At 62.2% G+C, this 22248-nt stretch carries 26 protein-coding genes and 2 pseudogenes; 5 read left to right on the plus strand and 23 right to left on the minus strand.

Annotated elements, in window-relative coordinates; genetic code table 11:
- Window positions 1–119: 119 nt before the first annotated feature.
- Window positions 120–497 carry a Rid family detoxifying hydrolase gene (locus DWZ52_RS08545; RefSeq protein ID WP_118385339.1) on the minus strand — a complete coding sequence of 126 codons (378 nt, stop codon included), beginning with the start codon at window positions 495–497 and terminating at the stop codon, window positions 120–122.
- A gap of 300 nt (window positions 498–797) precedes the next feature.
- Between DWZ52_RS08545 and DWZ52_RS08550 the strand changes: the two genes are divergently transcribed.
- Both DWZ52_RS08550 and DWZ52_RS08555 read left to right on the plus strand, forming a co-directional pair.
- Window positions 798–3293 carry a U32 family peptidase gene (locus DWZ52_RS08550; protein ID WP_118385340.1) on the plus strand — a complete coding sequence of 832 codons (2496 nt, stop codon included), beginning with the start codon at window positions 798–800 and terminating at the stop codon, window positions 3291–3293.
- A gap of 15 nt (window positions 3294–3308) precedes the next feature.
- Entirely contained in the window at window positions 3309–3968 is a 660-nt protein-coding gene (locus DWZ52_RS08555; protein WP_231501551.1) for an RluA family pseudouridine synthase, read from the plus strand.
- A gap of 116 nt (window positions 3969–4084) precedes the next feature.
- On the opposite strand, the gene DWZ52_RS08560 is transcribed toward DWZ52_RS08555, so the two are convergent.
- Together DWZ52_RS08560 and DWZ52_RS08565 are read right to left on the minus strand one after the other, a co-directional pair.
- Window positions 4085–4831: a DeoR/GlpR family DNA-binding transcription regulator gene (locus DWZ52_RS08560; protein WP_118385341.1), complete on the minus strand. Its 747-nt coding sequence runs from the start codon at window positions 4829–4831 to the stop codon at window positions 4085–4087.
- Window positions 4832–4834: 3 nt separating this feature from the next.
- Window positions 4835–5914, minus strand: a complete 1080-nt coding sequence (locus tag DWZ52_RS08565) for a Gfo/Idh/MocA family protein (protein WP_118385342.1) — start codon at window positions 5912–5914, stop codon at window positions 4835–4837.
- A gap of 623 nt (window positions 5915–6537) precedes the next feature.
- Here DWZ52_RS08565 and DWZ52_RS08570 point away from each other — a divergent pair.
- Complete coding sequence (locus tag DWZ52_RS08570) at window positions 6538–6780, plus strand: hypothetical protein (RefSeq protein WP_117843679.1); 243 nt, start codon at window positions 6538–6540, stop codon at window positions 6778–6780.
- Window positions 6781–6896: 116 nt separating this feature from the next.
- On the opposite strand, the gene DWZ52_RS08575 is transcribed toward DWZ52_RS08570, so the two are convergent.
- From DWZ52_RS08575 to DWZ52_RS08610, 8 genes are all read right to left on the minus strand, one after another.
- Entirely contained in the window at window positions 6897–7781 is an 885-nt protein-coding gene (locus tag DWZ52_RS08575) for an ROK family protein (RefSeq protein ID WP_199579212.1), read from the minus strand.
- A 79-nt stretch (window positions 7782–7860) separates the two neighbouring features.
- Window positions 7861–8985, minus strand: a complete 1125-nt coding sequence (locus DWZ52_RS08580) for a glycoside hydrolase family 172 protein (RefSeq protein WP_172676343.1) — start codon at window positions 8983–8985, stop codon at window positions 7861–7863.
- A gap of 12 nt (window positions 8986–8997) precedes the next feature.
- Complete coding sequence (locus DWZ52_RS08585; RefSeq protein WP_089572475.1) at window positions 8998–9396, minus strand: PTS sugar transporter subunit IIA; 399 nt, start codon at window positions 9394–9396, stop codon at window positions 8998–9000.
- Window positions 9397–9422: 26 nt separating this feature from the next.
- Complete coding sequence (locus DWZ52_RS08590) at window positions 9423–10256, minus strand: PTS system mannose/fructose/sorbose family transporter subunit IID (protein ID WP_089572476.1); 834 nt, start codon at window positions 10254–10256, stop codon at window positions 9423–9425.
- Window positions 10257–10258: 2 nt separating this feature from the next.
- Window positions 10259–11044, minus strand: a complete 786-nt coding sequence (locus DWZ52_RS08595; RefSeq protein WP_089572477.1) for a PTS sugar transporter subunit IIC — start codon at window positions 11042–11044, stop codon at window positions 10259–10261.
- 9 nt (window positions 11045–11053) lie between these two features.
- Window positions 11054–11527 (minus strand): PTS sugar transporter subunit IIB, encoded by a 474-nt coding sequence (locus tag DWZ52_RS08600; protein ID WP_089572478.1) that lies wholly within the window; start codon window positions 11525–11527, stop codon window positions 11054–11056.
- Between the two features lie 123 nt (window positions 11528–11650).
- Window positions 11651–14392: a PRD domain-containing protein gene (locus tag DWZ52_RS08605; RefSeq protein ID WP_117736585.1), complete on the minus strand. Its 2742-nt coding sequence runs from the start codon at window positions 14390–14392 to the stop codon at window positions 11651–11653.
- Between the two features lie 141 nt (window positions 14393–14533).
- Window positions 14534–14935, minus strand: coding sequence for a hypothetical protein (locus DWZ52_RS08610; RefSeq protein WP_199569833.1), 402 nt, complete (start codon window positions 14933–14935; stop codon window positions 14534–14536).
- On the opposite strand from DWZ52_RS08610, the pseudogene DWZ52_RS10170 reads away from it, so the two are divergent.
- Together DWZ52_RS10170 and DWZ52_RS10175 are read left to right on the plus strand one after the other, a co-directional pair.
- Window positions 14892–14999, plus strand: a pseudogene (locus DWZ52_RS10170) (hypothetical protein); the annotation flags it as partial. The gene DWZ52_RS08610 and the pseudogene DWZ52_RS10170 overlap by 44 nt on opposite strands.
- 292 nt (window positions 15000–15291) lie before the next feature.
- Window positions 15292–15393, plus strand: a complete 102-nt coding sequence (locus DWZ52_RS10175) for an IS3 family transposase (protein WP_233547296.1) — start codon at window positions 15292–15294, stop codon at window positions 15391–15393.
- 769 nt (window positions 15394–16162) lie between these two features.
- Here DWZ52_RS10175 and rplX read toward each other — a convergent pair.
- The 12 genes and pseudogenes from rplX to rplC all read right to left on the minus strand — a co-directional run bounded on the left by rplX (window position 16163) and on the right by rplC (window position 21951).
- The gene (gene rplX, locus DWZ52_RS08620; RefSeq protein WP_006235043.1) at window positions 16163–16468 is read right to left on the minus strand and encodes a 50S ribosomal protein L24; all 306 of its coding nucleotides are present in this window, start codon (window positions 16466–16468) and stop codon (window positions 16163–16165) included.
- Window positions 16469–16481: 13 nt separating this feature from the next.
- On the minus strand, window positions 16482–16850 hold the full coding sequence (rplN, locus tag DWZ52_RS08625) for a 50S ribosomal protein L14 (protein ID WP_006235041.1): 369 nt from the start codon (window positions 16848–16850) through the stop codon (window positions 16482–16484).
- 118 nt (window positions 16851–16968) lie between these two features.
- On the minus strand, window positions 16969–17229 hold the full coding sequence (gene rpsQ / locus DWZ52_RS08630; protein ID WP_006235040.1) for a 30S ribosomal protein S17: 261 nt from the start codon (window positions 17227–17229) through the stop codon (window positions 16969–16971).
- A gap of 16 nt (window positions 17230–17245) precedes the next feature.
- Complete coding sequence (rpmC, locus tag DWZ52_RS08635; RefSeq protein WP_006235039.1) at window positions 17246–17461, minus strand: 50S ribosomal protein L29; 216 nt, start codon at window positions 17459–17461, stop codon at window positions 17246–17248.
- 107 nt (window positions 17462–17568) lie between these two features.
- Window positions 17569–17964: pseudogene (gene rplP, locus DWZ52_RS08640) on the minus strand (50S ribosomal protein L16); the annotation flags it as partial.
- Window positions 17964–18674, minus strand: coding sequence for a 30S ribosomal protein S3 (rpsC, locus tag DWZ52_RS08645; protein WP_006235037.1), 711 nt, complete (start codon window positions 18672–18674; stop codon window positions 17964–17966). The pseudogene rplP and the gene rpsC, both read right to left, overlap by 1 nt.
- A 6-nt stretch (window positions 18675–18680) precedes the next feature.
- Complete coding sequence (rplV, locus tag DWZ52_RS08650) at window positions 18681–19052, minus strand: 50S ribosomal protein L22 (protein ID WP_006235036.1); 372 nt, start codon at window positions 19050–19052, stop codon at window positions 18681–18683.
- Window positions 19053–19066: 14 nt separating this feature from the next.
- Complete coding sequence (gene rpsS, locus DWZ52_RS08655) at window positions 19067–19327, minus strand: 30S ribosomal protein S19 (protein ID WP_006235035.1); 261 nt, start codon at window positions 19325–19327, stop codon at window positions 19067–19069.
- A gap of 32 nt (window positions 19328–19359) precedes the next feature.
- Window positions 19360–20190, minus strand: a complete 831-nt coding sequence (rplB, locus tag DWZ52_RS08660) for a 50S ribosomal protein L2 (RefSeq protein WP_055250219.1) — start codon at window positions 20188–20190, stop codon at window positions 19360–19362.
- A gap of 179 nt (window positions 20191–20369) precedes the next feature.
- Window positions 20370–20657, minus strand: coding sequence for a 50S ribosomal protein L23 (gene rplW, locus DWZ52_RS08665; protein ID WP_006235033.1), 288 nt, complete (start codon window positions 20655–20657; stop codon window positions 20370–20372).
- Window positions 20658–21284 carry a 50S ribosomal protein L4 gene (rplD, locus tag DWZ52_RS08670; protein WP_006235032.1) on the minus strand — a complete coding sequence of 209 codons (627 nt, stop codon included), beginning with the start codon at window positions 21282–21284 and terminating at the stop codon, window positions 20658–20660.
- Window positions 21285–21330: 46 nt separating this feature from the next.
- Window positions 21331–21951, minus strand: coding sequence for a 50S ribosomal protein L3 (rplC, locus tag DWZ52_RS08675; protein ID WP_035137484.1), 621 nt, complete (start codon window positions 21949–21951; stop codon window positions 21331–21333).
- Between the last annotated feature and the right edge of the window lie 297 nt (window positions 21952–22248).

Consider the following 22248-nt stretch of genomic DNA (forward strand, 5'->3'; position numbering starts at 1 on the left):
GAGGAGTTCCGGAATCAGGCCCTCGCGGCCTAGTCGCTATTAAGGGCGTCCAAGATTTGGGACGCAGTTCACGCGCTGCAGGGTCTTTTTGCATGTCATGTTTAGTTGTGGTCAACGCCTTAGAGAGCGGCGGCGACCTCGATCTCGACCAGACCGCCAGCCGGAAGAGCGGCAACCTGGAAAGCGCTGCGCGCGGGGAACGGAGCCTCGAACTTGGAGGCATAAATCTCGTTCACGGCAGCGAAGTCGGCGATGTCGGCCAGGTAGACCGTGGTCTTGACGACATCGGCAAAGGTGGCGCCGGCAGCGGTCAGCAGGGCCTCGACGTTAGCAAGGGACTGCTTGGCCTGGGCCTCGACGCCCTCGGGCATCTTACCGGTTGCGGGGTCGATGCCCAGCTGGCCGGACAGGAACACCATGTTGCCGGCCTGGATACCGGGGGAATACGGGCCGATGGCTGCGGGTGCGTTATCGGAAGACACGACGGTCTTGCTCATGTTTTTCTCCTTACGATCAGTTGAGAGAGCGTGAGCGCGGCGTTCACACCGGGAGGCACAGTTCGGTCTGAACACCGCGCTTAACTGGGATAGTAGGGGATGAGTTTGCCCGATGCAAGATAATTATCAGCTTTCGAGAATATTTTATCGCCCAACGGTTTCCCCGGACCGCTGAACGGTTCTCATGTGAAGCAGCCAGTCCAAGCTGCTGAAGACTTTATCCCGCTTAGGGCACGGGCATCGCCTGCCGCGATGGCACCACTATACTTTTGAGTATCTGAGCATTTTGAAAGGCAGGATATGACCGCAACCGCCAGTCGAACCACCAACCGTAGACCCGAGCTCTTGGCCCCCGCCGGAGGCCCGGAGCCCTTCGCCGCCGCACTCGCTGCCGGGGCAGACGCCATCTACTGTGGCATGGGCAGCTTCAACGCCCGCCGCAAGGCAACGAACTTTACCGACGAGGCCTTTGAGCAGGCCTGCCGCGCTGCACACCTGGCCGGCTCGCGCGTCTACGTCACGGTCAACATCGTCATCAAGCAGTCCGAGATGGCCGATGCGTTGCAACTCATCCATCGCTGCTCCACGCTGGGCGCCGACGCCTTTATCATCCAGGACTGGGGTCTGTTCTTTGAGGTCAAGCGCACGATGCCCGGCATCGAGACGCACATCTCAACCCAGGCGAACATCCATGACGACCGCGGAACCATCTGGTGCCGCGAGCAGGGCGCCGACCGCGTGACCCTCTCGCGCGAGCTCTCCATCGACGAGATCGCCGCCATCCACGACGCCGCGCCCGATGTCGACCTCGAGGTCTTTAGCCACGGTGCCATCTGCTTTTGCTACTCGGGTCTGTGCCTGCTGTCGAGCTTTGCCATGGCGGGCCGCTCGGCCAACCGCGGCATGTGCGCCCAGCCCTGCCGCCTGCCCTACGAGCTGATCGACGAGAACGGCCGCACGCTCTCCCCCGCCGGCCGCGAGCGCGCGCTGTGCCCGCGTGACACCAACACCTCGCAGCTTGTTCGCCGTCTGTATGACGCCGGCGCCGCGTCGCTCAAGCTCGAGGGCCGCATGAAGGCGCCCGATTACGTGTACTCCATCGTTGATGTGTATCGTCACGAAATTGACGACATGCTATCCGGAGCCACCGTTGCCAAGGACGAGGAAGCCGCCCGCCAGCGCCAGCTCAAGCGCTGCTTTAACCGCGACTTTACGCACGCCTATCAGGACGGCACCTCGGGCGACGAGATGATGAGCTATGAGCGTTCCAACAACCGCGGCCAGATCGTGGGCACGGTGCTGGGCAGCCGCCCGGCCAACCGCGATGTGCGCGGCCTCAAGCCCGACGACCGCCGTCGCCGCGCCGCCATCGCCCGCATTGAGCTGTTTGAGCCCGTGGGCAAGGGCGACCTGCTGGAGCTTCGCCACGATAACGAGTTTGACCAGTTCCTGACCACCATTGCCGCCGATGATGCCGCTGCCGGCGATGTTATCGAGTGTCGCGTGCCCCGTAGCATGCCCGAGGGCTGCCGCGTCCGCGTGATTCGCAGCCAGCGTGCCATCGACGCCGCCGGCGCCGCGCTCAAGCGCGATGTGCTGCGCCGCCGCGCTGTTGATGTGTCCGTCGTGGCGCGCCTGGGCAAGCCGTTTACTGTCACACTCACCTGCTGTGACGACCCCGCGCTCACCGCCACCGCCACAGGCTTCACCGTCGAGGCCGCCAAGACACGCGCCGTCGATGCATCCGATCTGGTTGAGCACGTCGGGCGCATGGGCTCCTCTCCCTTTGAGGCCGCGAGCTTTGACGTGGCCCTCGACGAGAGTTGCGGCATGGGCTTTTCCGCCGTGCACAAGGTGCGCGCCGCCGCTTGTAAGGCGCTGGAAGAGGCCATTCTGGCACCGTACGAGGAGCGCGCCCGCACGCTCGAGCTACCGGCGATTGTCACCAATGATTCCCGCCCCGCGCCCGAGCACTACCGCGATGAGCCGCAGATCTGCGCTACCGTCACCTCGCTCGAGGCCGCCGAGGCCGCTCGCGCCGAGGGTGCAACGCGCATCTACATGACCACCGACGCACTCGATGCGGCCGAACTCTCCCCCGCCGATACGTTTGAGCAGGGCATCGTACCCGTGCTCGATGAGGTCTGCCGCGCCGTTGACCACGTCCGCGTTGACCCATGGGTTGTTGCCGGCGCCACGGTCGCTATTGGCAACATCTCTGAGCTTGCCCTGGCCGCCCAGGTTGGCGCCACGGCCGAGATTCGCTCTTGCCTGCCGGTGCACAACACGCCCTGCATGGAGGCGCTTGCCGAGCGCGGAGCCGGTGCGTTTTGGCTCTCGCCCGAGATCACGCTCGACGAGATTATCTCGCTCGGCACCGCCGCGCCCGCGGCTCTGGGCATCACCGTCTTTGGCCGCCCGCGCGTCATGACAAGCGAGCATTGCATTCTGCAGGTTGCCAACGGCTGCATCCACGATTGTGCCAACTGCCGCCTGCGTGCCCGCAAGCTCTCGCTCAAGAATATCGACGGCAAGGTCATGCCGGTGCGTACCGACATCCACGGCCGCTCACGCCTGTACGACGCCTACCCCATCGACCTCACGCCGCAAGTTCCGCAGCTGCTCGATGCCGGCGTGCGCCGTCTTATGGTCGACGGAACCTTGCTCGAGGCCGATGAGATTGGCCGTGCCGTCGCTCGCGTCCGTCGCGCTGTCGAGGCGGCTCAAGCCGGCCGCAAGCCGGCCGCCCGCCTGCGCGGCGCCACCTCGGGCTGCATGTTTGTGGGAATTAGCTAACCGAAAGGCTTACACGTGAACGAAGAACCTCAAGTCCTCTACTGCGACGCCTGGCTCATGGCCATCGACAAGCCCGCCGGCATGATCGTCCACGGTGACGGCACCGGCGAGCGCACACTTACCGACTACGCCAGCGACCTGCTGCTGGCGATGGGCGACGGCTTTGCCGCGACCGACATGCAGCCGCTCAATCGCCTGGACCGTGACACCACCGGCGTGGTGCTGTTCTCACTCGACAAGCAGACGCAGCCCGCCTTTGACCAGATGATCATCGACCACGCGTTCGAAAAGCACTACCTGGCGCTCGCCGAGGGCAAGATCGACTGGAACGAAAAGCTCATCGACAAGCCCATCGCCCGCGACCGTCACGACAGCCGAAAGATGCGCGTCGGCGCCAGCGGCAAGCCGTCTCAAACGCGCGTGAAGGTGCTCAAGCGTCTTAAGAGCCGCCGCGGCCTGCCCACGCGCTCGTATATCGATGTCGAGCTGCTCACCGGCCGCAAACACCAGATTCGCGTGCACCTGGCGAGCGAGCGCCATCCCCTGGTGGGCGACGACCTGTACGGGACGCCGCGTCCTTGTGGCCTCATGCTCCACGCCCACAGCGTGTCCTTTACGCATCCCGTAACCGGCGAGCACATCCACATCGAAGCCCCCTGCCCCTGGGAGCCCTAAAACCTGCCAAAAAGGGACAGGTTTATTTTGGCAGGTTTTATCTGGACAAACGTCAAAACCACCACAAAGGTTCCTGCCCCTTCGCGGTGGTTTTGGCCTTAGCCCGTCCCTTGCTGTTAGACCGTGATGACGTTGTCCATTGCCCGGTACTTGGCGGGGACCTCGCCTGCGGTAATAATCGTTGCGTCGCGGAAGTCCGCGAACTTGACGGGCGCCACCATGCCAAATTTGCTGGCATCCGAGATTACGAAGCGTTTGGCCGTATGGCGCATCGAGATGCGCTTGACCTGTGCCTCCTCGATATCGGGCGCCGTGAAGCCCTGCTCGGCGGCAATGCCGTTAGAGCCCCAAAAGCCGCAGTTGAAGTTGTAGCGGTCTAGAGTTGCCAAGGCATCGGGGCCAACGAGCGCCTCGGTCGCGGGTTTGAGCTCGCCGCCCAGCACCACGGTACGCATGCCGCGCAAAGCGAGATGTTGAGCATGGAGCACGGAATCAGTCACATAGGTGACCCCTTCGAGATGCGGAAGATGCTCGATGAGCCTGAGCGTCGTCGAACCCGAATCGATGTACACAAAGTTCTCGGGCTCTACCAGCGCCGCCGCACGGGCGCAGATACGTTCCTTGTCGTCGTTATGGAGATCGCTGCGCTCATTAAGCGTTAGGTCGCGCGTCACGTGCGCGCGCTCAAGGCTCGTCGCCCCACCGTGCACCTTGGCGATACGGTGTGCGCGATTGAGCGTCTGCAGGTCGCGCCGAATGGTAGACGCCGTCACGCCCAGGGCCTCAGCAAGCTCCGGTACGGTAACCGAGCCCGTCTGTTGCACCATCGATACGATTGCGTTGAGCCTATCTTCCGCAAGCATCGCTTACTCCTCCTCGGGGTACACGACTCCCCAGTCGGCGCGAAGCTTGGTCATAAGCTCCATAACATCAGAAGCATAATCCAGCAGCTCGCGCTTGGAGTCGTCGCCGGCAACGGCCTTCTCAAGATCGGCCATCTCGTAGCACAGTGCGTAGGCCTCGGTGCCAGCGTGGACCTCCTCGCGGTAGCCGTCGGCAGTCCACACGATGGTCGCGTGATCGGCACGCGGATATTCGTTGACCTCGATGTAGCACTTGTCAAAGCTGATGACCGAGCGCTTGGGCTGCTTGGAGTGAAGCGTAAGGCTCACGACGCCCAGCTGCTGCTCGGCATTGCGGCAGACGATGCCGCCCGCAACGTCAACGCCAGTCTCACAGGTGTTGCCCAGTGAAACGACCTCAGCGGGCTGGCTGACCATAAAGAGACGCATGACGGACAGGGCATACACGCCAATATCGAGCATGGCACCGCCAGCAAGGTTGCGGTTGTAGAAGCGATTGGTCAGATCGCCGTACTCCTTGTAGCTGCCAAAGTTGAGCTGAGCGAGATTCATGCGGCCGAACTCACCGACATCCATGCGACGACGCAGCTCCTGATACAAAGGCATGTGGAGCACCGTGGTGGCGTCCATGAGGACGACGTTGTGCTCGTCGGCGATGGCACGCGCCTCGTCGAGCTCAGCGGAATTGAGGGTAATGGCTTTCTCGCAGAGCACGTGCTTGCCGGCTGCCAGGGCAGCGCGCAGATAGGTGATATGCGTGTTGTGCGGCGTGGTGATATAGACGGCGTCGATGCCCGGATCGGCGTAGAGGTCCTCAACCGATTCATAGACCTTCTCGATGCCATACTGCTCAGCAAAAGCCTGAGCCTTGGACAGCGTACGGTTGGCGACGCCCGCAAGCTTGCGGCCGGCAAGAGCGAGAGACTGGGCCATCTGGTTGGCGATAACGCCGCACCCGATCACAGCCCAACGAAGCTCGGGAGCCGTAAAGATATCATCGGGGAATGGCTTGTCCTGGACCGAAGCGAACGCTGCTTTTGCGGCTGCCGCGGAGTCGAGTGGAGCCTGCTTGGAATCTACCATATGTGCCTCCTGTGTCATAGAACGTCTTGCATTTCGGATAGCTCTATATTCGCACAAACACGCGCGTCTGTGCGCGTTTTTGCGTATCTCACCGCTAAACGGTCATTTTTGTCCCGTAAACGGCGCATCTATACGCATATTCACGCAATCCCACGCACGCAAATACGCACAAATGCGAACCGGTCATTGCTCAGAGACAGGGGCTTATGCTTAGAACTCAAAAGACAGGATGATCCGCTTCGCCTTCGCTCATGGCGCGCTGCAGCTCTAAGGACCGTCCCAAACTGCCGACAGAAAAGGAACGTTCCAAACTGCAGACAGAAAAAGAACGTCCCCAGACGCCGGCATTTCAAGAGCACCCATTTAAGTCTGTCCCCAATGAGTGGGAGTAATCAGAGACCCTTTGCGAGGGAGGCCGGACGTGGCCTTCCTCGTTTTTATTCATGGACTTTAGTCCGTGCCGCGCGGCACGCGCGGCATAGAAAGCCACCCGCTCAGCGGGTGGAGGCCAATTTCCGCTACGCGACAAAAACCTTCCCCCTAGCATGAGGATTGTTCAGGTCATCATACTAGGGGGAGGTGATTGCTGTGGCCCAGAAAGCCAACAGCCTCGCGTACACGAAATGGCTGTGCAAGTACCGCATCGCACCGAGGTCAAGCTCATCGCCGCCATCGTCGAGAAGCACCCCAAGGTGCGCTTTGCCGCGAGCCGCACCTCGGCCCACGCCGACCTCTACGACCGCATGGAGCAGGCCCTGTGCGAGCGCGTGGCCAACGCGGTGGAGGTCGTCCGCTCCGACATCAGCCCCGCGCTTCTTGTCCACACCGGTCCAAACCTCGTGGGTGTGGCGGTCCAGGGACTCTAGCGGAGGCGGGGCGTCCTGCCCCAAAAACAAATGCAAAAGACGAGCACTTCTTGCCGCTCAATTGGCAAGAAGCGCTCGTCTTTTCTTAACGCGTTGTATGGCGGAGAGAGCGCAAGTTACGCGAGCGCCCTTCTTGCCAGCTCGGCCGCGCCGAGGATTCCTTGGTCGCCGCCGCAGCCCGGGGCGCAGATGTAGCTCTCCATGTCCTTAAGCTCGGCGGTCTGGATGTAGCCACCCAGATATTCGAGGGTCTTCTTGCGGACGATGCCGTAGAGCTGCTCCTGGTGCATCACGCCGCCGCCGAGGACGATGCGGCGAGGCGAGTACATGAGCACGAGGTTCGCACACATCTGCCCCAGATAATCCCCCTCGAGCGCCCACACCTCATCGTTGTCCACGAGCTCGGCCGCGGGCTTTCCCCAGCGCGCGGCGATGGCGGGGCCGGAGGCGAGCCCCTCGAGACAGCTCGCGTGGCTCGGGCAGACGCAGCGTCCCTCCTCGATGGGACGGGTCCTTACCAGCATGTGACCGGCCTCGGGGTGCAGCATGCCGTGAAGGAGTCTGCCCGCGCACATGACGCCCGCGCCCACGCCGGTGCCGATGGTCACGTAGACGGCGTCCTCGAGCCCCTTGCAGCAGCCGAAGACCACTTCGCCGAGGCAGGCAACGTTCACGTCCGTGTCGTAGGCCACCGGAATCCCGAGGGCGTCGGCGAACGCGGCGCGAAGACCATGGCCTCGCCACGCGAGCTTGGGCGTCTGGAGGATGGAGCCGTAGCGCTCGTCGTTGGGGTTGACGCAGGTCGGGCCGAAGGCGCCGATGCCCAACGCGTCCACATCGCGGGCGGTGAACCACTCGATCATCTGCGGGACGGTCTCGGCGGGCGTAAGCGTCGGGGTCTCCATACGGTCGAGGACCTCGCCGTCGCCGGACACCACGGCACAGACCATCTTGGTCCCGCCGGCTTCGAGGGCGCCGAGCCTCATTTGCTTTTCGCTCATGTGATCCTCCTTACAAAGGGACGCCCGCAGTCATGGTCAACCGCGGGCGCCCATAACGTTGGCTTGTTTCGAGGCGACCCTACCTGGGCACGCGGTCCTGCCTTGCGGCAAACGGGGCGAGCACGGCGTGCGGCTCGCTTTGGTACCAGTAGGCGACGGTGGAGATGTCGTCCTCGCGCTCGTAGAGCTTGATGTCGTCGTTGCCGAGGTCCTGGAACGTCACGCGCAGGTCCTCCTTGAACGAGATCGGGTCGGGAAGGTGCCACCTGTAGAGGCCGTGCCTGGGCAGCGCGTCGTCGTTAGTCGCGAGCATCGGATTCGGGTTCGGCTTGCCCGCGCTGAAGCGGTCGCGCGTGGCGTCGCGCGTCGAGCGGTACGGGTAGCCGGCGAACAGCGTGTTGAAGCACTGCGCCTCGGGCAGCGCGTGGGGCGGCCTGTCGAGGAAGGCCCAGGCACCGCCGAAGTAGTCCTCGGCTCCCGTCGAGGTGACCGTGGGGAACTCCTCGTCGCCGTCGAGGAAGAACTTCATCTCGCCCTCGCCCCACCAATAGCGCTCCAGGGCGCACAGGGCCATGTAGGTGCCGACGTAGTAGCCCTTGCCGCGCACGCCGTCGAGCACGGTGTAGTCGACGCCCCTGCGGGTGCTGCGCTCGCGGTTAAAGCGGGCGTGGAAGTACATGGCGTCGTCCGGCACGTCGGTGAGCGCGTAGTTGAACGTGTAGAAGATGTACTTAATGAACCCGGGGTGCTCGCTCGTAAGCGTGACCTTGGCGTGCTTCCTGAAGGGCATCTCGAAGTAGCAGTTCATGCCGCCCGTCGGGTTCACGCAGATGGGCATCGAGTTGACGATGGCGCGCTCACCGAAGCCGTTGCAGAAGAAGTCGCCGACAGGGCACTCGACCGAGGGGGTCTCCTCGTCGTCCCAGTAGAAGCGCAGCACGAGGTCACGCATGACGAAGCTGCCGGCGGCGGTCTTGTCGGGGACGGTCATCCAGATGTGGCGGATGATGCCGGGGCCCTCGATGTCCGCGAGCGTGATGGTCTCGCCGGACTCAAGGGGCACGCAGCACGAGCCCTTGCGGCCGACGCCGAGGTGGCTGGCCGACATGGCGGCGCGGCCCTTCTCGCCCGTGATGTTCTCGGGGGTGATGGCGCGGCTTTCCTCACCGCCGTGCATCCACACGTCCTTAAGGAACTCTCTCATCGTCGACCTCCTCTATTCGTCGTCGTCGCACTCGGCGGAACTGGCACCGTTCACGTAGATGATCTGCTGGCGCGCCTCGTTGACGAGGGCGTCGAAGTCGAGTTTCTCGTCGGGGCGCGCGAGCGCGACCGTCATGGCGAGCGGGAGGTTGACACCCGCGATCACGTGGATCCGGTCGGAGGCGAAGCGGGAAAAGCGCTGGTTCACGCTGCCGCCGTACGCGTCGGTGAGGACGACGACCTCGTCAGTGCCCGAAAGAGCCGCCTCGACCGCCGCGTCGAGCCCCTCGCCGTTGTCGTTCACGTAGGCGCACACGGCGTTGACGGCGTCGCCCTTACCCGTAAGGAACTCGAGGGTGTCCTTGAAGCCCTGGGCGAGAAGGGAATGGCTCGCCACAACTATCTTTCTCATTGATTCACCAATCTCTTGGGTCGAAGCTAGGCGAGGATGCCGGCGGCGGAGGCGACCATCGCGAGGACGATCACCACGAGGATGAGGGCCGTCATGCTCGCGTTCTTCTTGGTAAGAAGGTAATACGCGCTTCCCGTGATGGCGGCGGGGATCATGGCAGGCAGGATCTTGTCGAGCAGCGGCTGAATCTCCATCGCGACGTCGCCGAAGCTGAAGCTAATCGGGCAGGTGACGCCGATGACCGAGGCGATGAGGCAGCCGACCACGGTGAGGCCGAGCACGGAGGCGGCGGCAGTGAGGTTGGGAAGCTTCTCGCTGAAGTCGGTGACGAGCTTCACGCCCTGCTTGTAGCCGAACTCGAGGGCGTGCATGCGGACCCAGAAGATGGCCAGGATGAGCGCGAACCAGATGCCGGCTCCCACGGGGTTGCCCTCGATGGCCATGTAGGCGGCGATGGAGCCCATGATGGTCGGGATCATGGTCATGAGCAGGGAGTCGCCGACGCCGGCGAGCGGTCCCATGGTGCCGATCTTCAGGTCTTGGACGGCGTCCGCCGCCGCTAGGCCGTCGCGCTCCTCCATGGCCACGCAGGCGCCAAGGATGATGGCGGCGAGCCAAGGCTGGGTGTTGTAGTAGCGGAAGTGGTTGTTGAGCGCTTGCTTATAGTCCTCGTCGTTCGTGTAGATCTTCCTCAGGACCGGCGAGAGGGCGTAGGCGACTGAGGCGCCCTGCTGGGTCTGGTAGTTGAAGGTGCACACGCTCATGAGCCAGCGCCAGTTCGCGTTGCGCAGGTCCTTCTTGGTGACCTTGTAGCCGGAGGGCTTGCCCTCAGCGACGGCGGTGATGTTCTCGTTTTCCATGGTTACTCATCCTCTCCGATGAAGGCGTCTGCGGAAGCGTGGGCGGCGAGCTCGGTGTCCCTCTCGGCACGCTGGTAGAACGCAATCGCGAGGGCAACGCCGACGATGGCGGCGCCGATGATGGGCACGTTCAGGAAGGCCGAGAGGAAGAAGCCGGCGAGCAGGTACTGGAAGTACTTGGCGGTTGGCATGTAGCGGAGCAGCATGGCGATACCGACGGCCGGGAGCATCTTGCCGGCGAGGGTGAGGCCGGAGAGGAACCACTGGGGCATGACCTCGAGGAGCCAGTTGACGGCGGGCTGGCCGAGCGTCACGGAGACAAAGACGGGCAGGGCGGCGCACAGGCCGAAGAGCGCGGGGCAGACCCACAGGATGGCGTTCATCTGATTGAACTTACCCTCGTTGCAGAACTTCTGGGACTTCTCGACGACAAAGCCGTTGAGGATCTTGGCGACGACGTCGAGCTGGATGCCGAGCATGCCGACCGGCAGGCCGATGGCGAGGCCCGTGTCGGAGCCCAGGGTCACGCCGTAGGCGGTGGCGATGATGGCCATCGTGCCGTAGTCGGGAATGGAGGAGCCGCCGAAGCCCGCGACGCCGAGCTGCATGAGCTGAATGGTGCCGCCGATGACAAGGCCGGTCTTCCAGTCGCCCATGACGACTCCGGTGATGAGGCCCCAGAAAACGGCGTAATTGACGAAGATCATCGGGATGCCGTAGTAGTCCACGTGCTTGATGAAGGCCAGCAGGGTCAAAAGGACGACCTGCAGGATAGTGAAGTTGACCATATTTCCCCCTTAGATGAGGTCTGCGACGGAGACGGGCTTGTCGGCGGGCACGAACTGGGCCGTCACCTTGACGCCACGGGCGATGAGCGCCTTGTAGCTCTGGACGTTCTCGGCGGAGGCGTAGGCGCGCTGGGTGAGCTGGATGCCGTCCTCCTTGACGAGCGAGCCGCCGACGACCAGCGACGGGAGCTCGACGCCCGACTCGACCAGGCGAAGCATCGTCTCGGGCTCCTTGGCGATGACGAAGACCTTCTCGCGGTCGTACTTGCCCGCGGCGAAGTTCTTGAGCGCGGTCTGCTCGGAGATGATCGAAACGGCCATGCCCGCGGGGCGCGCCATCCTCATGGTGGACTTCAGGACCTCGTCGCCGGCGACCTTGTCGTCGATGACCATGACTCGGGTCGCGCCCGACACCGGGGCCCACTGCGTCACGATGATGCCGTGAAGCAGGCGATTGTCGATTCGTGCCATAACAACACTCATGTTTGCTCCTATCAAATGAAGTTTTGCGTTCGGTACTGCCTCGGCACTATCCGGATTCGCGCCGGGCAAGGGGTTATCGGATTATTGAGGACGCGCGGTCAGCTTGCGGCGGCGCGGGGAAGGTCACTCGTCGAGCAGGAGGTCCGAGGAGCCGAGGCGCTCTTCTCGCGCCGGGGCGGCGCTCACGCTTATGTAGTCGAAGACATATGCGATCTCGCTTACGGGAACCTCTACGCGATAGCGCGTCGAGATGCTCGAGAAGCTCTGCCTGAAGGACTCGATGAAATCGGCGCGTTCCTCCTCGAAGCGGTCCTGGCCAACGTAGGTCTCAATGGGGTTTCTGGTAACAAGGCGCTCGACGAGACAGCAGAGGTGAACGTAGAGCCCAATGATGGCGTTGCTGCCGATCTTCTCGCCTGTCCTGCGCTGAAGCTCGTGCACGGCGCTCTCGATCTCATGGAATAGCCGCTCCGGGTCGAGGATGGTGATGGAGCGGATGACGTTCTGCAGCGTCATGTTCGAGAGCAGCTTCTCGTGGAAAGAAGAGAGCTCGGAAGCGTCAAGCCACCTGCCGAACACGGCATCAACCTTAGAGGCGGACGCCGTCGACATGATGTCCTCGAGGGCGACGAAGGGGACGGAGGCGACCCCGGGGTCTCCCGTGCCGATGACGGCGCAGACGCGGTGCTCGGAGAAAACGGCGTCGTTCGACCCGTTCGCGACGAGCTGCTTGAAGGGCCTCGTGAGCAGGCGCGCGCCTATGGTGCGCGGGAGGCTCTGCGAGACGAGCTGGCGTATCCTCTCCGCGGCGTCGACCCCGGACTCGGAGCAGAAGACGATGGCGTCCTCACGGTTGACGCGCTCGATCACCTTGCAGTGCGTCACGCACGCGGCGGTCGCATCGCCAAGAACCTCGGCGATGGACTTGCCGCCGAGCAGCCCGACCCCGATCTCGAGCGCAAGACCGGTAGAGACGTTGTTCACCACGCCGATAGTGGAGTCGGTAACGTTCTCGAGGGCCTTATAGGCCTCCTCCAAGGAGCCCATGTCGACGAGGAACACGACCCCGGTACAGTAGGAATGGCGGTCGACGAGGCGCTGGAGCGGACCGACGATGTCCTTCAGCTGCTGGTCGTAGGGCATGTCGACAGCCTCGTACACATGCATGCCGAGCATACGGTTCGCCGCGTCGGCGATGCTCGTCGCCGTTGAGTAGCCGTGGGACAAGATGACGCAGAGCGTCCGAAGGGCCTTCGCATCGCGAGACTCCGATGCGACGCACAGCGTCAGAAGCGTCTTCGTGAAGTGATCGAGCGAGATTCCCAGCGCCCCTTCCACGTCTGCGGCGACCTGATCGGAGACACTCGAGGCAAACGGCAATTCGGAGGTCACGGCACCGAGGAGATGGGAGATTTGCTCCGCACAGGCAGACTTTCGCTTAGCCAGGCCGATACCCGGCCACAACTGCAGGCAAATCTCCTGGGCCAGTAGAAAAGCGACCTTCCTCGAAAGCTCGATGCCATAAGAAGAGCCTGCGTCGGCAAGGACCGCGCCCACGACGCGCTCGAAGGCGCGCGACCTCGAGGAGGCGACGCCGTGGTCGAAGATCAAGTGATCCTCAACGCCGCGCACAGCGGAGACAGCTTGCGAGACAAGCTCGGAGACAGAGAGCTCCCCGGCGCAGAATCGCTCATCGAGGGAGCACAGGGCATCGAGCGCCTGCTCGACCGGCCCTGTGCTCTCGGCGGCATCCAGAGACGCGTCGATCAGAACGCCATCGTCGGGCTGTTGATCGATCTGCGCGGAGGAGAGGAGCCCGCTGGGAAGAAGATACGGGCGAACGACGACGTAGTCGCCCTCGCGATTGAGGAACGCTTTGGCACAGCAGTTCGTCACGCAGGCGCGCAAGCCGGCGATGTTATCGGAAAAGTCCGCGTTCACGAGGCAACGGTATGCGCCGCGGCTGATCTTCACATCAGAACCGATTCGGCACCCCTCGCTGCGCAGGAAGCTCAAGATGAGATCCTCGCGCTCCTCGGGGGTCCGCTCCTTGAGTGAGGGGACGCGGGCACAGATGGGCATTTTGCTGTAGGCCGAGGAAACCTTCAGGTCATCGGCGGAAAGCGTCGTCGAAAGAACGAGGCGAGCGCGCGGCGCATCCTGGGAGGCATCGAGCCCGAGGGCCGTCGCAAGGCAGTGCTCCATCGCAGAGGGAGAGAGTGCCTCGATGCCGTTGACAAAGACCACACCCCCGCGCGCTTTCGCGATCGACTCGTCAAGAAGCCCGTTGAACGAGGCGGCGTCCGGGACCCCGGCGCAGTCGATGCGCACATAGGAGGAGTCGCGGGACAGCAAGCCCTGGTTCTTGCCGTACTCGTACACAAGGCGAGAAAGGAAAGACTTACCGACACCCACGCCGCCGCTCAAGAGGATGGGCAGGCCAAACGGAGGGTACTGAACCGCAGCCTTGCACTGCTCGACAACGGAGCTGAGGCTCATGTCGAAGCCCACGGCACGCGCGAAGTCGCGGTGATCGGCGATTCCCGTCGCCTGGATGAGGTCGGCGAGCGAGGCGTACTCGCTTGCAGAGAGCTTTACCTGAAAACGCTTCTGGAACGCGCGGCGATGAAAATAACGGACAGGCCTGCCCGCCACCTTAACCACAAGACCGGCGCGAACAAGGTCGTTGAGGTACTGGCTCGCCAGGCTCCTGGAGATGATGAGCGTCTCGGCGATGTCGGAGGTGGACAGACGGGCAAGGTCGTCGAGCGAGACGGCAGAGGTGAGGGCCTCGAGATGCTCGAGAATCCTGTCCCTCATGTCGACGGGTTTCTTTGCCAAGCTGTCCTGTGTGGTCTTGTCCATGACTTCTTACCTCCTCGTACAAGGAGTATAAGGGGAGAACAGAGAACGGAAGGGGGCGCGTGGGGGAATCAACAGCTCCGAGGAAAAGTCCACCACTTGAGGGGCAGAAAACAACGGCCATTGAACATTCAGGGCCGACGCTCAACACTTCGGCTCGACACTTCGCTTTGGAAAGGGCCCGGCGCGCCGGGGTCCCAACATAAAGAAGGGCCCCGGCGCGCAGGGCCTAAAGCTTAACCATGCGCGCGGCGATGCGGGCGCAGTCGCAGGCGGCCTTCTTCTCGAAAGTGTTGTAGTCACGACCCGGCCCTCGGCGCAGGGCTTGTCGCTGATGGCGCGCACGACGACGAGGGGCACGCCGTTGAGATAAGCGGCCTGCGCGATGGTGCAGCCCTCCATCTCGCAGCACAGGTCGCCGAAGGTCGCGAGGATTCGCTCCTTCTGTTCCGCGGGCGAGACGAACTGGTCGCCGGAGACGACGCGGCCCTTGAGGACCTTAATGTCGGGGGCGACGGCGGCCGCGGCGGCGCACGCCGCCAGCAAGGGCCGGAACGGATCGCGCAAGATCAAGGCGTCGCCCGGGAGGTCGGGCGTTACCGTCAGCCGGCGCCGCGTCTGCCGCATCATGAGGGAGAACGGCCTGGCCGGCGCATACGGCAGGAAGAGGTTCAAGGTGCACCCCGGGGCGGTCAACGAGGCCGACGTGTCGAACGTCGTCGCGCGCGGCTTCGGCGGCAGGGCGCCGTGCACCCATATATGCAGCGACTTGGTCTGCGTGCGCGTCGGGGCGTCGTGGAACTACGTCTGCCTGCTCGTCGACCTCTGCAACGGGGAGATCGTCGGCCACTCCGAAGGACCGAGGAGGGACGCGCGAGCTCCGAGCCAAGCTCTTGGATTACGTGCGCTGGTACAACAACTTCAGGATCCACTCGACGCTGGGCTACATGTCGCCGGTCGAGTTCAGGGAGGCGGGGCCGTCCCTCCCGGAATCGTCCAAATAAGTGTTGCCAATCCATAGCCAATCCAGCCATCATCTTCGCGAAGGCGGACGTCAGGAAAAGCTCGGCTTGAGCTCGGTCGGACGCGGTCTGTGGGGCATCATTCAGGCTCAGGGGGTCTCCTTGTCTTCTTCGGTCGCAACCTGAATGATAGGGACGGCCCCTTCTCTCTTTCCCCTTCGTTTTCGACGCGTCACCCTCTCGGCGGGCTTAAGGCCCGCGCTCGCGGGTGCAGGGGCTACGCCCAAACCCCAAAAACGTAACGCCGTGCTCGAAGCGTTTCCGGACGTCAGCGTAATCTCAAATCCCGTTCGTCAACTCATGGGCAAGCCACCTGAGACTACTCATTTCTCCTACTGGCAATGAAGACCTGCGACCTGCAGTTTTGCAAACTGCTTGAAAGCCACCTGCGTTGATTCACTTCCTATTGCAGCTGGCGGCTTGCACGCGAAAAGGCATTTAAGTTTCAAAACGGGCGTTTTCGGCGCTATCGAGCCTCCAAAGGCATCCCGCCGCGCCCTTTGGGACAAAAACAAAAACTCAAAGCCCTGAGTTCGAAAATAGTTTTTGAAGTTGTCCCGACTTTTGTCCCCGAAGCCGACGAAACGCGACAGGGTGTCACCTGGCGGCACTCGATTCGAGACGGCACCGAAAACTGGATGCAACCGGAATGACGGGACGGCAGAACCGAAGCCATCGAGTGGGGATAGAAAAAGGCCCGGGTGCCGTGGGGCATCCGGGCCTTTGCTAGCAACTTGATGTTGCGGGCAGCTTAGAACTTGTGGCCGCACTTCTTGCAGACGCGCAGCTTGTTCTTGCCGTCCTTCTCGTGACCGACGCGGGTAACCTTACCGCACTCGGGGCAAACGAGATTGACGTTGGAGGCGTCGATGGGAGCCTCCTGCGAAACGATGCCGCCCTGCTGGTTGGCAGCGTTGGGCTTGACGGCCTTCTTGACGACCGAAACGCCCTCGACAACGACCTTGTTCTCGGCGGGGAGAGCACGCAGGACAACGCCCTGCTTGCCGCGATCCTTACCAGAGAGAACCTGGACCTTATCGCCCTTCTTGATATACATATATCTCCCCTAACTACAGGGTCTCGGGAGCGAGCGAGACGATCTTCATGTACTTCTTGTCACGAAGCTCGCGAGCGACGGGCCCGAAGATACGGGTGCCGACGGGCGAACCATCGTTGTTGATGACAACGCAGGCGTTCTCATCAAAGCGAATGTAGGAGCCATCCTTGCGGCGGATCTCCTTAACGGTGCGAACGACGACGCAACGGACAACGTCCTTCTTCTTGACGTTGGCGCCAGGGGTAGCCTCCTGGACAGCACCGATGAACACATCGCCGATGCCTGCATAACGACGCTTGGAACCGCCAAGCACCTTGATGCAGCGAATCTTGCGAGCGCCGGAGTTGTCGGCGACGTTCAGCATGGTTTGCATCTGAATCATGGTAGATGTTCCTCCGAACTAAGAACCGAAGAGAGGTGCGCAGCCTTTATACGGCCCGTGGTATGCAAGCCAGGCATACGCACATCTTCGGAAACGTACAAGTCGTAAGAGCGACTGCTTATTTAGCGCGCTCGACGACCTCGATGAGGCGCCAACGCTTCATCTTGGACATAGGACGGGTCTCCATAACGCGGACGGTGTCGCCCACGCCAGCCGTGCACTCCTCGTCGTGAGCGTGCAGCTTCTTGGAGCTGGTCATCATCTTGCCGTACTTGGGGTGACGCTTGCGCTCGGTGATGGTGACAACAATGGTCTTGGCACCGGAGACGGAGGTAACGACACCCGTACGGACCTTACGCGAGTTACGCGAATCAGTCATGTTCTCTCCTTAGGTCCTACTCGGCGACAGCGGACTTCTCCGCTGCGATCTCGCGGGCGCGCTGCTCCGTGAGGACGCGAGCGATGTCCTTCTTCACGGTGTTGACGCGAGCGGTGTTGTCCAGCTGGCTGGTGGCCATCTGGAAACGAAGGTTAAAGAGCTCGGCGCGCATTTCCTTCAGCTTCTCAACGAGCTGAGCGTCCGAGAGCTCACGAATCTCTGCGGGCTTCATTAGTTCTCCTCCTTGGCGGCGGCGGCGTCCTCAGCAGCCCACTTGGCCTCGAGAGCGGCCTCCTCAGCCATCTCCTTCTCGATGCGCTGCTCAGCGTTCTTGGCAGCAACAATCTTGGTCTTGATGGGAAGCTTGTGCTGTGCAAGACGCAGAGCCTCGCGAGCGACCTCCTCGGGCACGCCCTTGACCTCGAACATGATGCGGCCGGGCTTGACGACGGCCACCCACTCCTCGGGATTACCCTTACCAGAACCCATGCGAGTCTCGGCAGGCTTCTTGGTGATGGGCTTATCGGGGAAGATCGTGATGTAGACACGACCGCCACGCTTCATGTAGCGGGTCATGGCAATACGAGCGGCCTCGATCTGACGGTTGGTGATCCAATGGGCCTCGAGAGCCTGGATACCAAACTCGCCGAAATGCAGCTCGGTATTACCCTTGGCCTGGCCCTTCATGGAGCCACGCTGCACCTTGCGGTGAAGAATACGCTTAGGGGCAAGCACTACTGACCCCTCCTCTCGGAGTTACGACGACGAGGACGGGAAGAGCCCTCGAGTGCAGGGTTGGGAACAGGCTGGCCCGGGAGCTTCTCGCCCAGGTAGATCCAGACCTTCACGCCGCAAGCGCCCATGGTGGTGCTGGCGACAGCCGTGCCGTAGTCGATCTTGGCACGGAGGGTGTGCAGAGGCACGCGACCCTCGCGGTACCACTCACGACGGCCCATCTCGGCACCGCCGAGACGACCGGAGCACTGGATACGGATGCCCTTAGCGCCGGCCTTGCGGGCGGACTGGACAGCCTTGCGCATAGCGCGACGGAAGGCAACGCGGCCCTCGAGCTGCTCGGCGATAGACTGAGCAACGAGGTTGGCGTCGAGCTCGGGGCGCTTGATCTCGACAACGTCGACGGAGAGCTGGCCCTTGGAGACGCCAGCGACCTTCTCGAGCTCGGTGCGGAGGGTATCGATCTCGGCACCCTTCTTACCGATGACAACGCCGGGGCGAGCGGTGAGGATGATGACCTTCACCTTGTCGCCAGCGCGCTCGATCTCGACGCGGGAGACAGCTGCGCGGGAAAGACGCTTCTCGAGGTACTTGCGGATCTCGAGATCGTTACCGAGGGTCTTAGCGTAATCCTTCTCTGCGAACCAGCGGGAGCGCCAGTTCTCGGTGATGCCAAGACGGAAGCCGGTGGGGTAGACTTTCTGACCCATACAGCTTTACGCCTCCTTTCGAGGAGCAACGACGACGGTGATGTGGGAAGTACGCTTCAGAATGCGAGAAGCGGAACCCTTGGCGCGGGGACGGATGCGCTTAAGCGTCGGACCCTCGTCAACATAGGCAGCGGCGACAACCAGGTTGTCGGCACGCAGACCGTTGTTGTTCTCGGCGTTCGCAACGGCGGAACGGAGAACCTTCTCGACATCCACGGCGACGGCGCGGTCGCAGAAGTGGAGGATGTCGAAGGCCTGAGCGACAGGCTTGCGGCGGATCAGATCGACCACCAGGCGGGCCTTGCTGGGGGAAACACGCACGTACTTAGCGACGGCGCGAACCTCGGTGGCCTCAGTTTCAATAGACTTAGTTGCCATTTACGGTTAACCCCCTATTTGGCCTTGTGGCCACGGAACGTACGAGTCGGCGCGAACTCGCCGAGCTTGTGACCAACCATGGACTCGGTAACATACACGGGCACATGCTTGCGGCCGTCGTGGACGGCGATGGTGTGACCAACCATCTCGGGGAAGATGGTGGACGCGCGGGACCAGGTCTTCACGACGTCCTTCTTGCCAGCCTCGTTCATCGCGGTGATACGCGAGAGAAGGCGAGTCTCCACGAACGGGCCCTTTTTGAGACTTCTGCTCATAAGTGCTTTCTCCTAAAACTCGGTATCCGAAATTACTTCTTACGGCGACGAATGATGTGCTGGTTCGAGACCTTCTTCTTCTTGCGCGTACGAAGGCCCTTCGTCGGCTTACCCCAGGGGGTAACAGAGGGACGACCAGAGGTGTGGTTCTTGCCCTCGCCACCGCCGTGCGGGTGGTCGACAGGGTTCATGACGGTACCGCGGACGGTCGGGCGCACGTTCATGTGACGCTTACGGCCGGCCTTGCCGATGACGATGTTGGCGTGATCGGCGTTGCCGACCTCACCGACGGTGGCGCGGCAGGTAACGAGGATGCGGCGCATCTCGGAGGAAGGCATACGGACGATAGCGTACTTGCCCTCCTTACCCATCAGCTGGCAGGAATTACCGGCGGAACGGGCGATAGCAGCGCCCTTGCCCGGCTGGAACTCGACGGCGTGGATGAGCGTACCGACGGGGATGTCGGCGAGGGGCAGAGCGTTGCCCGGCTTGATGTCGGCGTCAGAACCGGACATGATGGTCTGACCGACCTCGAGGCCCTTGGGGGCCAGGATGTAGCGCTTCTCACCGTCAGCGTAGTGCAGCAGAGCGATGCGAGCGGAACGGTTCGGATCGTACTCGATCGTGGCAACCTTGGCGGGCACGCCGTCCTTGTTGCGCTTGAAGTCGATCACGCGGTAACGACGCTTCACGCCGCCGCCCTGGTGACGGGTGGTGATGCGGCCGTTGTTGTTACGACCGGCCTTCTTGGGCAGGGGCTCGAGAAGAGACTTCTCGGGCTTGGTGCAGGTGATCTCGGAGAAATCGGAGATCGTCTGCCAACGCCTACCAGCGGAGGTCGGCTTAAGGTGCTTTACAGCCATTACAATCCCTTTCAATAGGAATCCGTTAGCCATCGCAGACAGGGATTCGAGGTTCTGCCTCGGGTGCGATGACACCGGACGTATACACGGTTCCGGGCGTGTCCATTTTATACGCCCGAAACCCTGAGCTCTCGCCTCCCCTATTTGGGAGGCATGAGCTCACTCAACAGCAGCGAGTCTTAGGCCTGGTTGCCAAAGACCTCGATGGTGTCGCCCTCGGCCAGCGTGACGATGGCCTTCTTCCAAGAACGGGTCTTGCCGGCGACATAGCGCACGCGCTTGGTCTTGGGCTTGACCGTCAAGGTGTTCACGCGAACGACCTTGACGCCGAAGATCTCCTCGACAGCGTCCTTGATCTGATACTTGTTAGCATCCTTGGCGACCTCGAACGTGTACTTGTTCTGCTCCATGCCGGAGAAGGAACGCTCGGACACGATCGGACGGATGATGATCTCGTGGGCGGTCATTTATGCAAGCACCTCCCCGAAATGAGCGGCGATGTCGGCGGGCATCAGCACGGCGTTGTTGTTGACGAGATCGTAGGTGTTGGCCTCGTCGGCAGTGATGATGAACGTCTTGGGAATGTTGCGGAACGACAGGTAGGCGTTGACGTCCTCATCGCGAACGATGATGGTCAGACGCTTGCCCTCAAGGCCGAGAGCCTTGAGCATGGCGACGGCAGCCTTGGTGGAAGGCTTCTCGAAGCCGTAGTCGTCGACGAGCACGAGCTCGCCATCGGCCAGCTTGGCGGACAGCGCGGAGCGCATAGCCAGCTTGACCTCCTTGTTGTTCATACGCTTAGCGTAAGAACGGGGCTTGGGGGCGAAGACGACGCCACCGTGACGCCACTGGGCAGCACGGATGGAACCCTGGCGGGCACGGCCGGTGCCCTTCTGACGCCAAGGCTTCTTGCCGCCACCGGAAACCTCAGAGCGACCCTTAGCAGACTGGGTGCCCTGACGCCAAGAGGCCATCTGGCACTTGACGATGTGGTGCATAACGTGGATGTTCGGCTCGATGCCGTACACCTCAGCGGCGAGCTCGGCCTCGGCGACCTTCTTGCCCTCGCTGTTCTTTACTTCAAACTTTGCCATTTAAGTGTTCTCCTTGGTATGACGCTGGGCTAAATGGGCTGGGCCCTTAGGCCATACGGATGGCGACGAGACCATTCTTGGCACCCGGGACAGCGCCCTTGACCAAGATGAGGTTCTGCTCGGCATCGATGCGGACAACGGAAAGGTTCTTGACGGTAACGCGCTCGTTACCCATGTGACCGGCCATCTTGACGCCCTTGAGGACGCGCGCAGGATAGGCGCACTGACCGATAGAACCGGGGTGACGCTGGAAGTGAGAACCATGCGTCATAGGACCGCGGCGCTGACCCCAGCGCTTGATGCGACCCTGGAAGCCCTTACCCTTGGAGGTACCGATGACGTCGACCTTCTCGACATCAGCGAAATCAGCGACGGTGACGACCTCGCCGACCTTGTGCTCCTCGCCGTTCTCGACGCGGACCTCACGAAGGAAGCGGACAGGCTCGACGCCAGCCTTGGCGAAGTGACCAGCCATGGGCTTGTTCACGTTCTTGGCCTTGATGTCGCCGAAACCGATCTGGACGGCGTCATAGCCGTCGGTTGCCTGAGTTTTAACCTGCGAGACAGCGCAGGGGCCAGCCTGGATGACCGTGACGGGAACGACGTTATCGTCCTCGTCCCAAACCTGGGTCATGCCAATCTTGCGGCCGAGAATCATGCTGATCAAGATATGATCCCAACTCTCGCGTGGTCTTGGGACAATGCGTACACCACCGAGCGTACGCCCCTAGAGGACCACTACTTACACGACGTGCTCCCCAGCCTTGTATTGCGCCCGGACTACCTGACAACCCTATTAAGCAGGCATTTTGTCCAGCCAGAATACTCCCCTGGTTTCACACAGCTGTTTAGTATACACGGCTGCGGGCGTATCCATCGAGATTCATATTTCACTCACATTGTTTACGCAGGTAAAGTGCGTGGCCTTGATTCTCATTTTCATTGCAACAGCCTCAGGACTCAG

Origin of the sequence: Collinsella sp. AF33-16 (assembly GCF_003475325.1) — a bacterium.
Taxonomy (GTDB): Bacteria; Actinomycetota; Coriobacteriia; order Coriobacteriales; family Coriobacteriaceae; genus Collinsella.

Coding starts and splice junctions, on each gene's coding strand:
- DWZ52_RS08575 (WP_199579212.1), bottom strand. CDS start 7,781: ATGAGCGAAAAGCAAATGAGGCTCGGCGCCCTCGAAGCCGGCGGGACC.
- rplN (WP_006235041.1), bottom strand. CDS start 16,850: ATGATTCAGATGCAAACCATGCTGAACGTCGCCGACAACTCCGGCGCT.
- DWZ52_RS08605 (WP_117736585.1), bottom strand. CDS start 14,392: ATGGACAAGACCACACAGGACAGCTTGGCAAAGAAACCCGTCGACATG.
- rplD (WP_006235032.1), bottom strand. CDS start 21,284: ATGGCAAAGTTTGAAGTAAAGAACAGCGAGGGCAAGAAGGTCGCCGAG.
- DWZ52_RS08565 (WP_118385342.1), bottom strand. CDS start 5,914: ATGGTAGATTCCAAGCAGGCTCCACTCGACTCCGCGGCAGCCGCAAAA.
- DWZ52_RS08570 (WP_117843679.1), top strand. CDS start 6,538: ATGGCTGTGCAAGTACCGCATCGCACCGAGGTCAAGCTCATCGCCGCC.
- DWZ52_RS08580 (WP_172676343.1), bottom strand. CDS start 8,985: ATGAGAGAGTTCCTTAAGGACGTGTGGATGCACGGCGGTGAGGAAAGC.
- rpsQ (WP_006235040.1), bottom strand. CDS start 17,229: ATGACTGATTCGCGTAACTCGCGTAAGGTCCGTACGGGTGTCGTTACC.
- DWZ52_RS08595 (WP_089572477.1), bottom strand. CDS start 11,044: ATGGTCAACTTCACTATCCTGCAGGTCGTCCTTTTGACCCTGCTGGCC.
- rpsC (WP_006235037.1), bottom strand. CDS start 18,674: ATGGGTCAGAAAGTCTACCCCACCGGCTTCCGTCTTGGCATCACCGAG.
- DWZ52_RS08590 (WP_089572476.1), bottom strand. CDS start 10,256: ATGGAAAACGAGAACATCACCGCCGTCGCTGAGGGCAAGCCCTCCGGC.
- DWZ52_RS08600 (WP_089572478.1), bottom strand. CDS start 11,527: ATGAGTGTTGTTATGGCACGAATCGACAATCGCCTGCTTCACGGCATC.
- rpsS (WP_006235035.1), bottom strand. CDS start 19,327: ATGAGCAGAAGTCTCAAAAAGGGCCCGTTCGTGGAGACTCGCCTTCTC.
- rplW (WP_006235033.1), bottom strand. CDS start 20,657: ATGACCGCCCACGAGATCATCATCCGTCCGATCGTGTCCGAGCGTTCC.
- DWZ52_RS08585 (WP_089572475.1), bottom strand. CDS start 9,396: ATGAGAAAGATAGTTGTGGCGAGCCATTCCCTTCTCGCCCAGGGCTTC.
- DWZ52_RS08560 (WP_118385341.1), bottom strand. CDS start 4,831: ATGCTTGCGGAAGATAGGCTCAACGCAATCGTATCGATGGTGCAACAG.
- rplX (WP_006235043.1), bottom strand. CDS start 16,468: ATGTATATCAAGAAGGGCGATAAGGTCCAGGTTCTCTCTGGTAAGGAT.
- rplV (WP_006235036.1), bottom strand. CDS start 19,052: ATGGCAACTAAGTCTATTGAAACTGAGGCCACCGAGGTTCGCGCCGTC.
- DWZ52_RS08550 (WP_118385340.1), top strand. CDS start 798: ATGACCGCAACCGCCAGTCGAACCACCAACCGTAGACCCGAGCTCTTG.
- DWZ52_RS08545 (WP_118385339.1), bottom strand. CDS start 497: ATGAGCAAGACCGTCGTGTCTTCCGATAACGCACCCGCAGCCATCGGC.
- rpmC (WP_006235039.1), bottom strand. CDS start 17,461: ATGAAGCCCGCAGAGATTCGTGAGCTCTCGGACGCTCAGCTCGTTGAG.
- rplB (WP_055250219.1), bottom strand. CDS start 20,190: ATGGCTGTAAAGCACCTTAAGCCGACCTCCGCTGGTAGGCGTTGGCAG.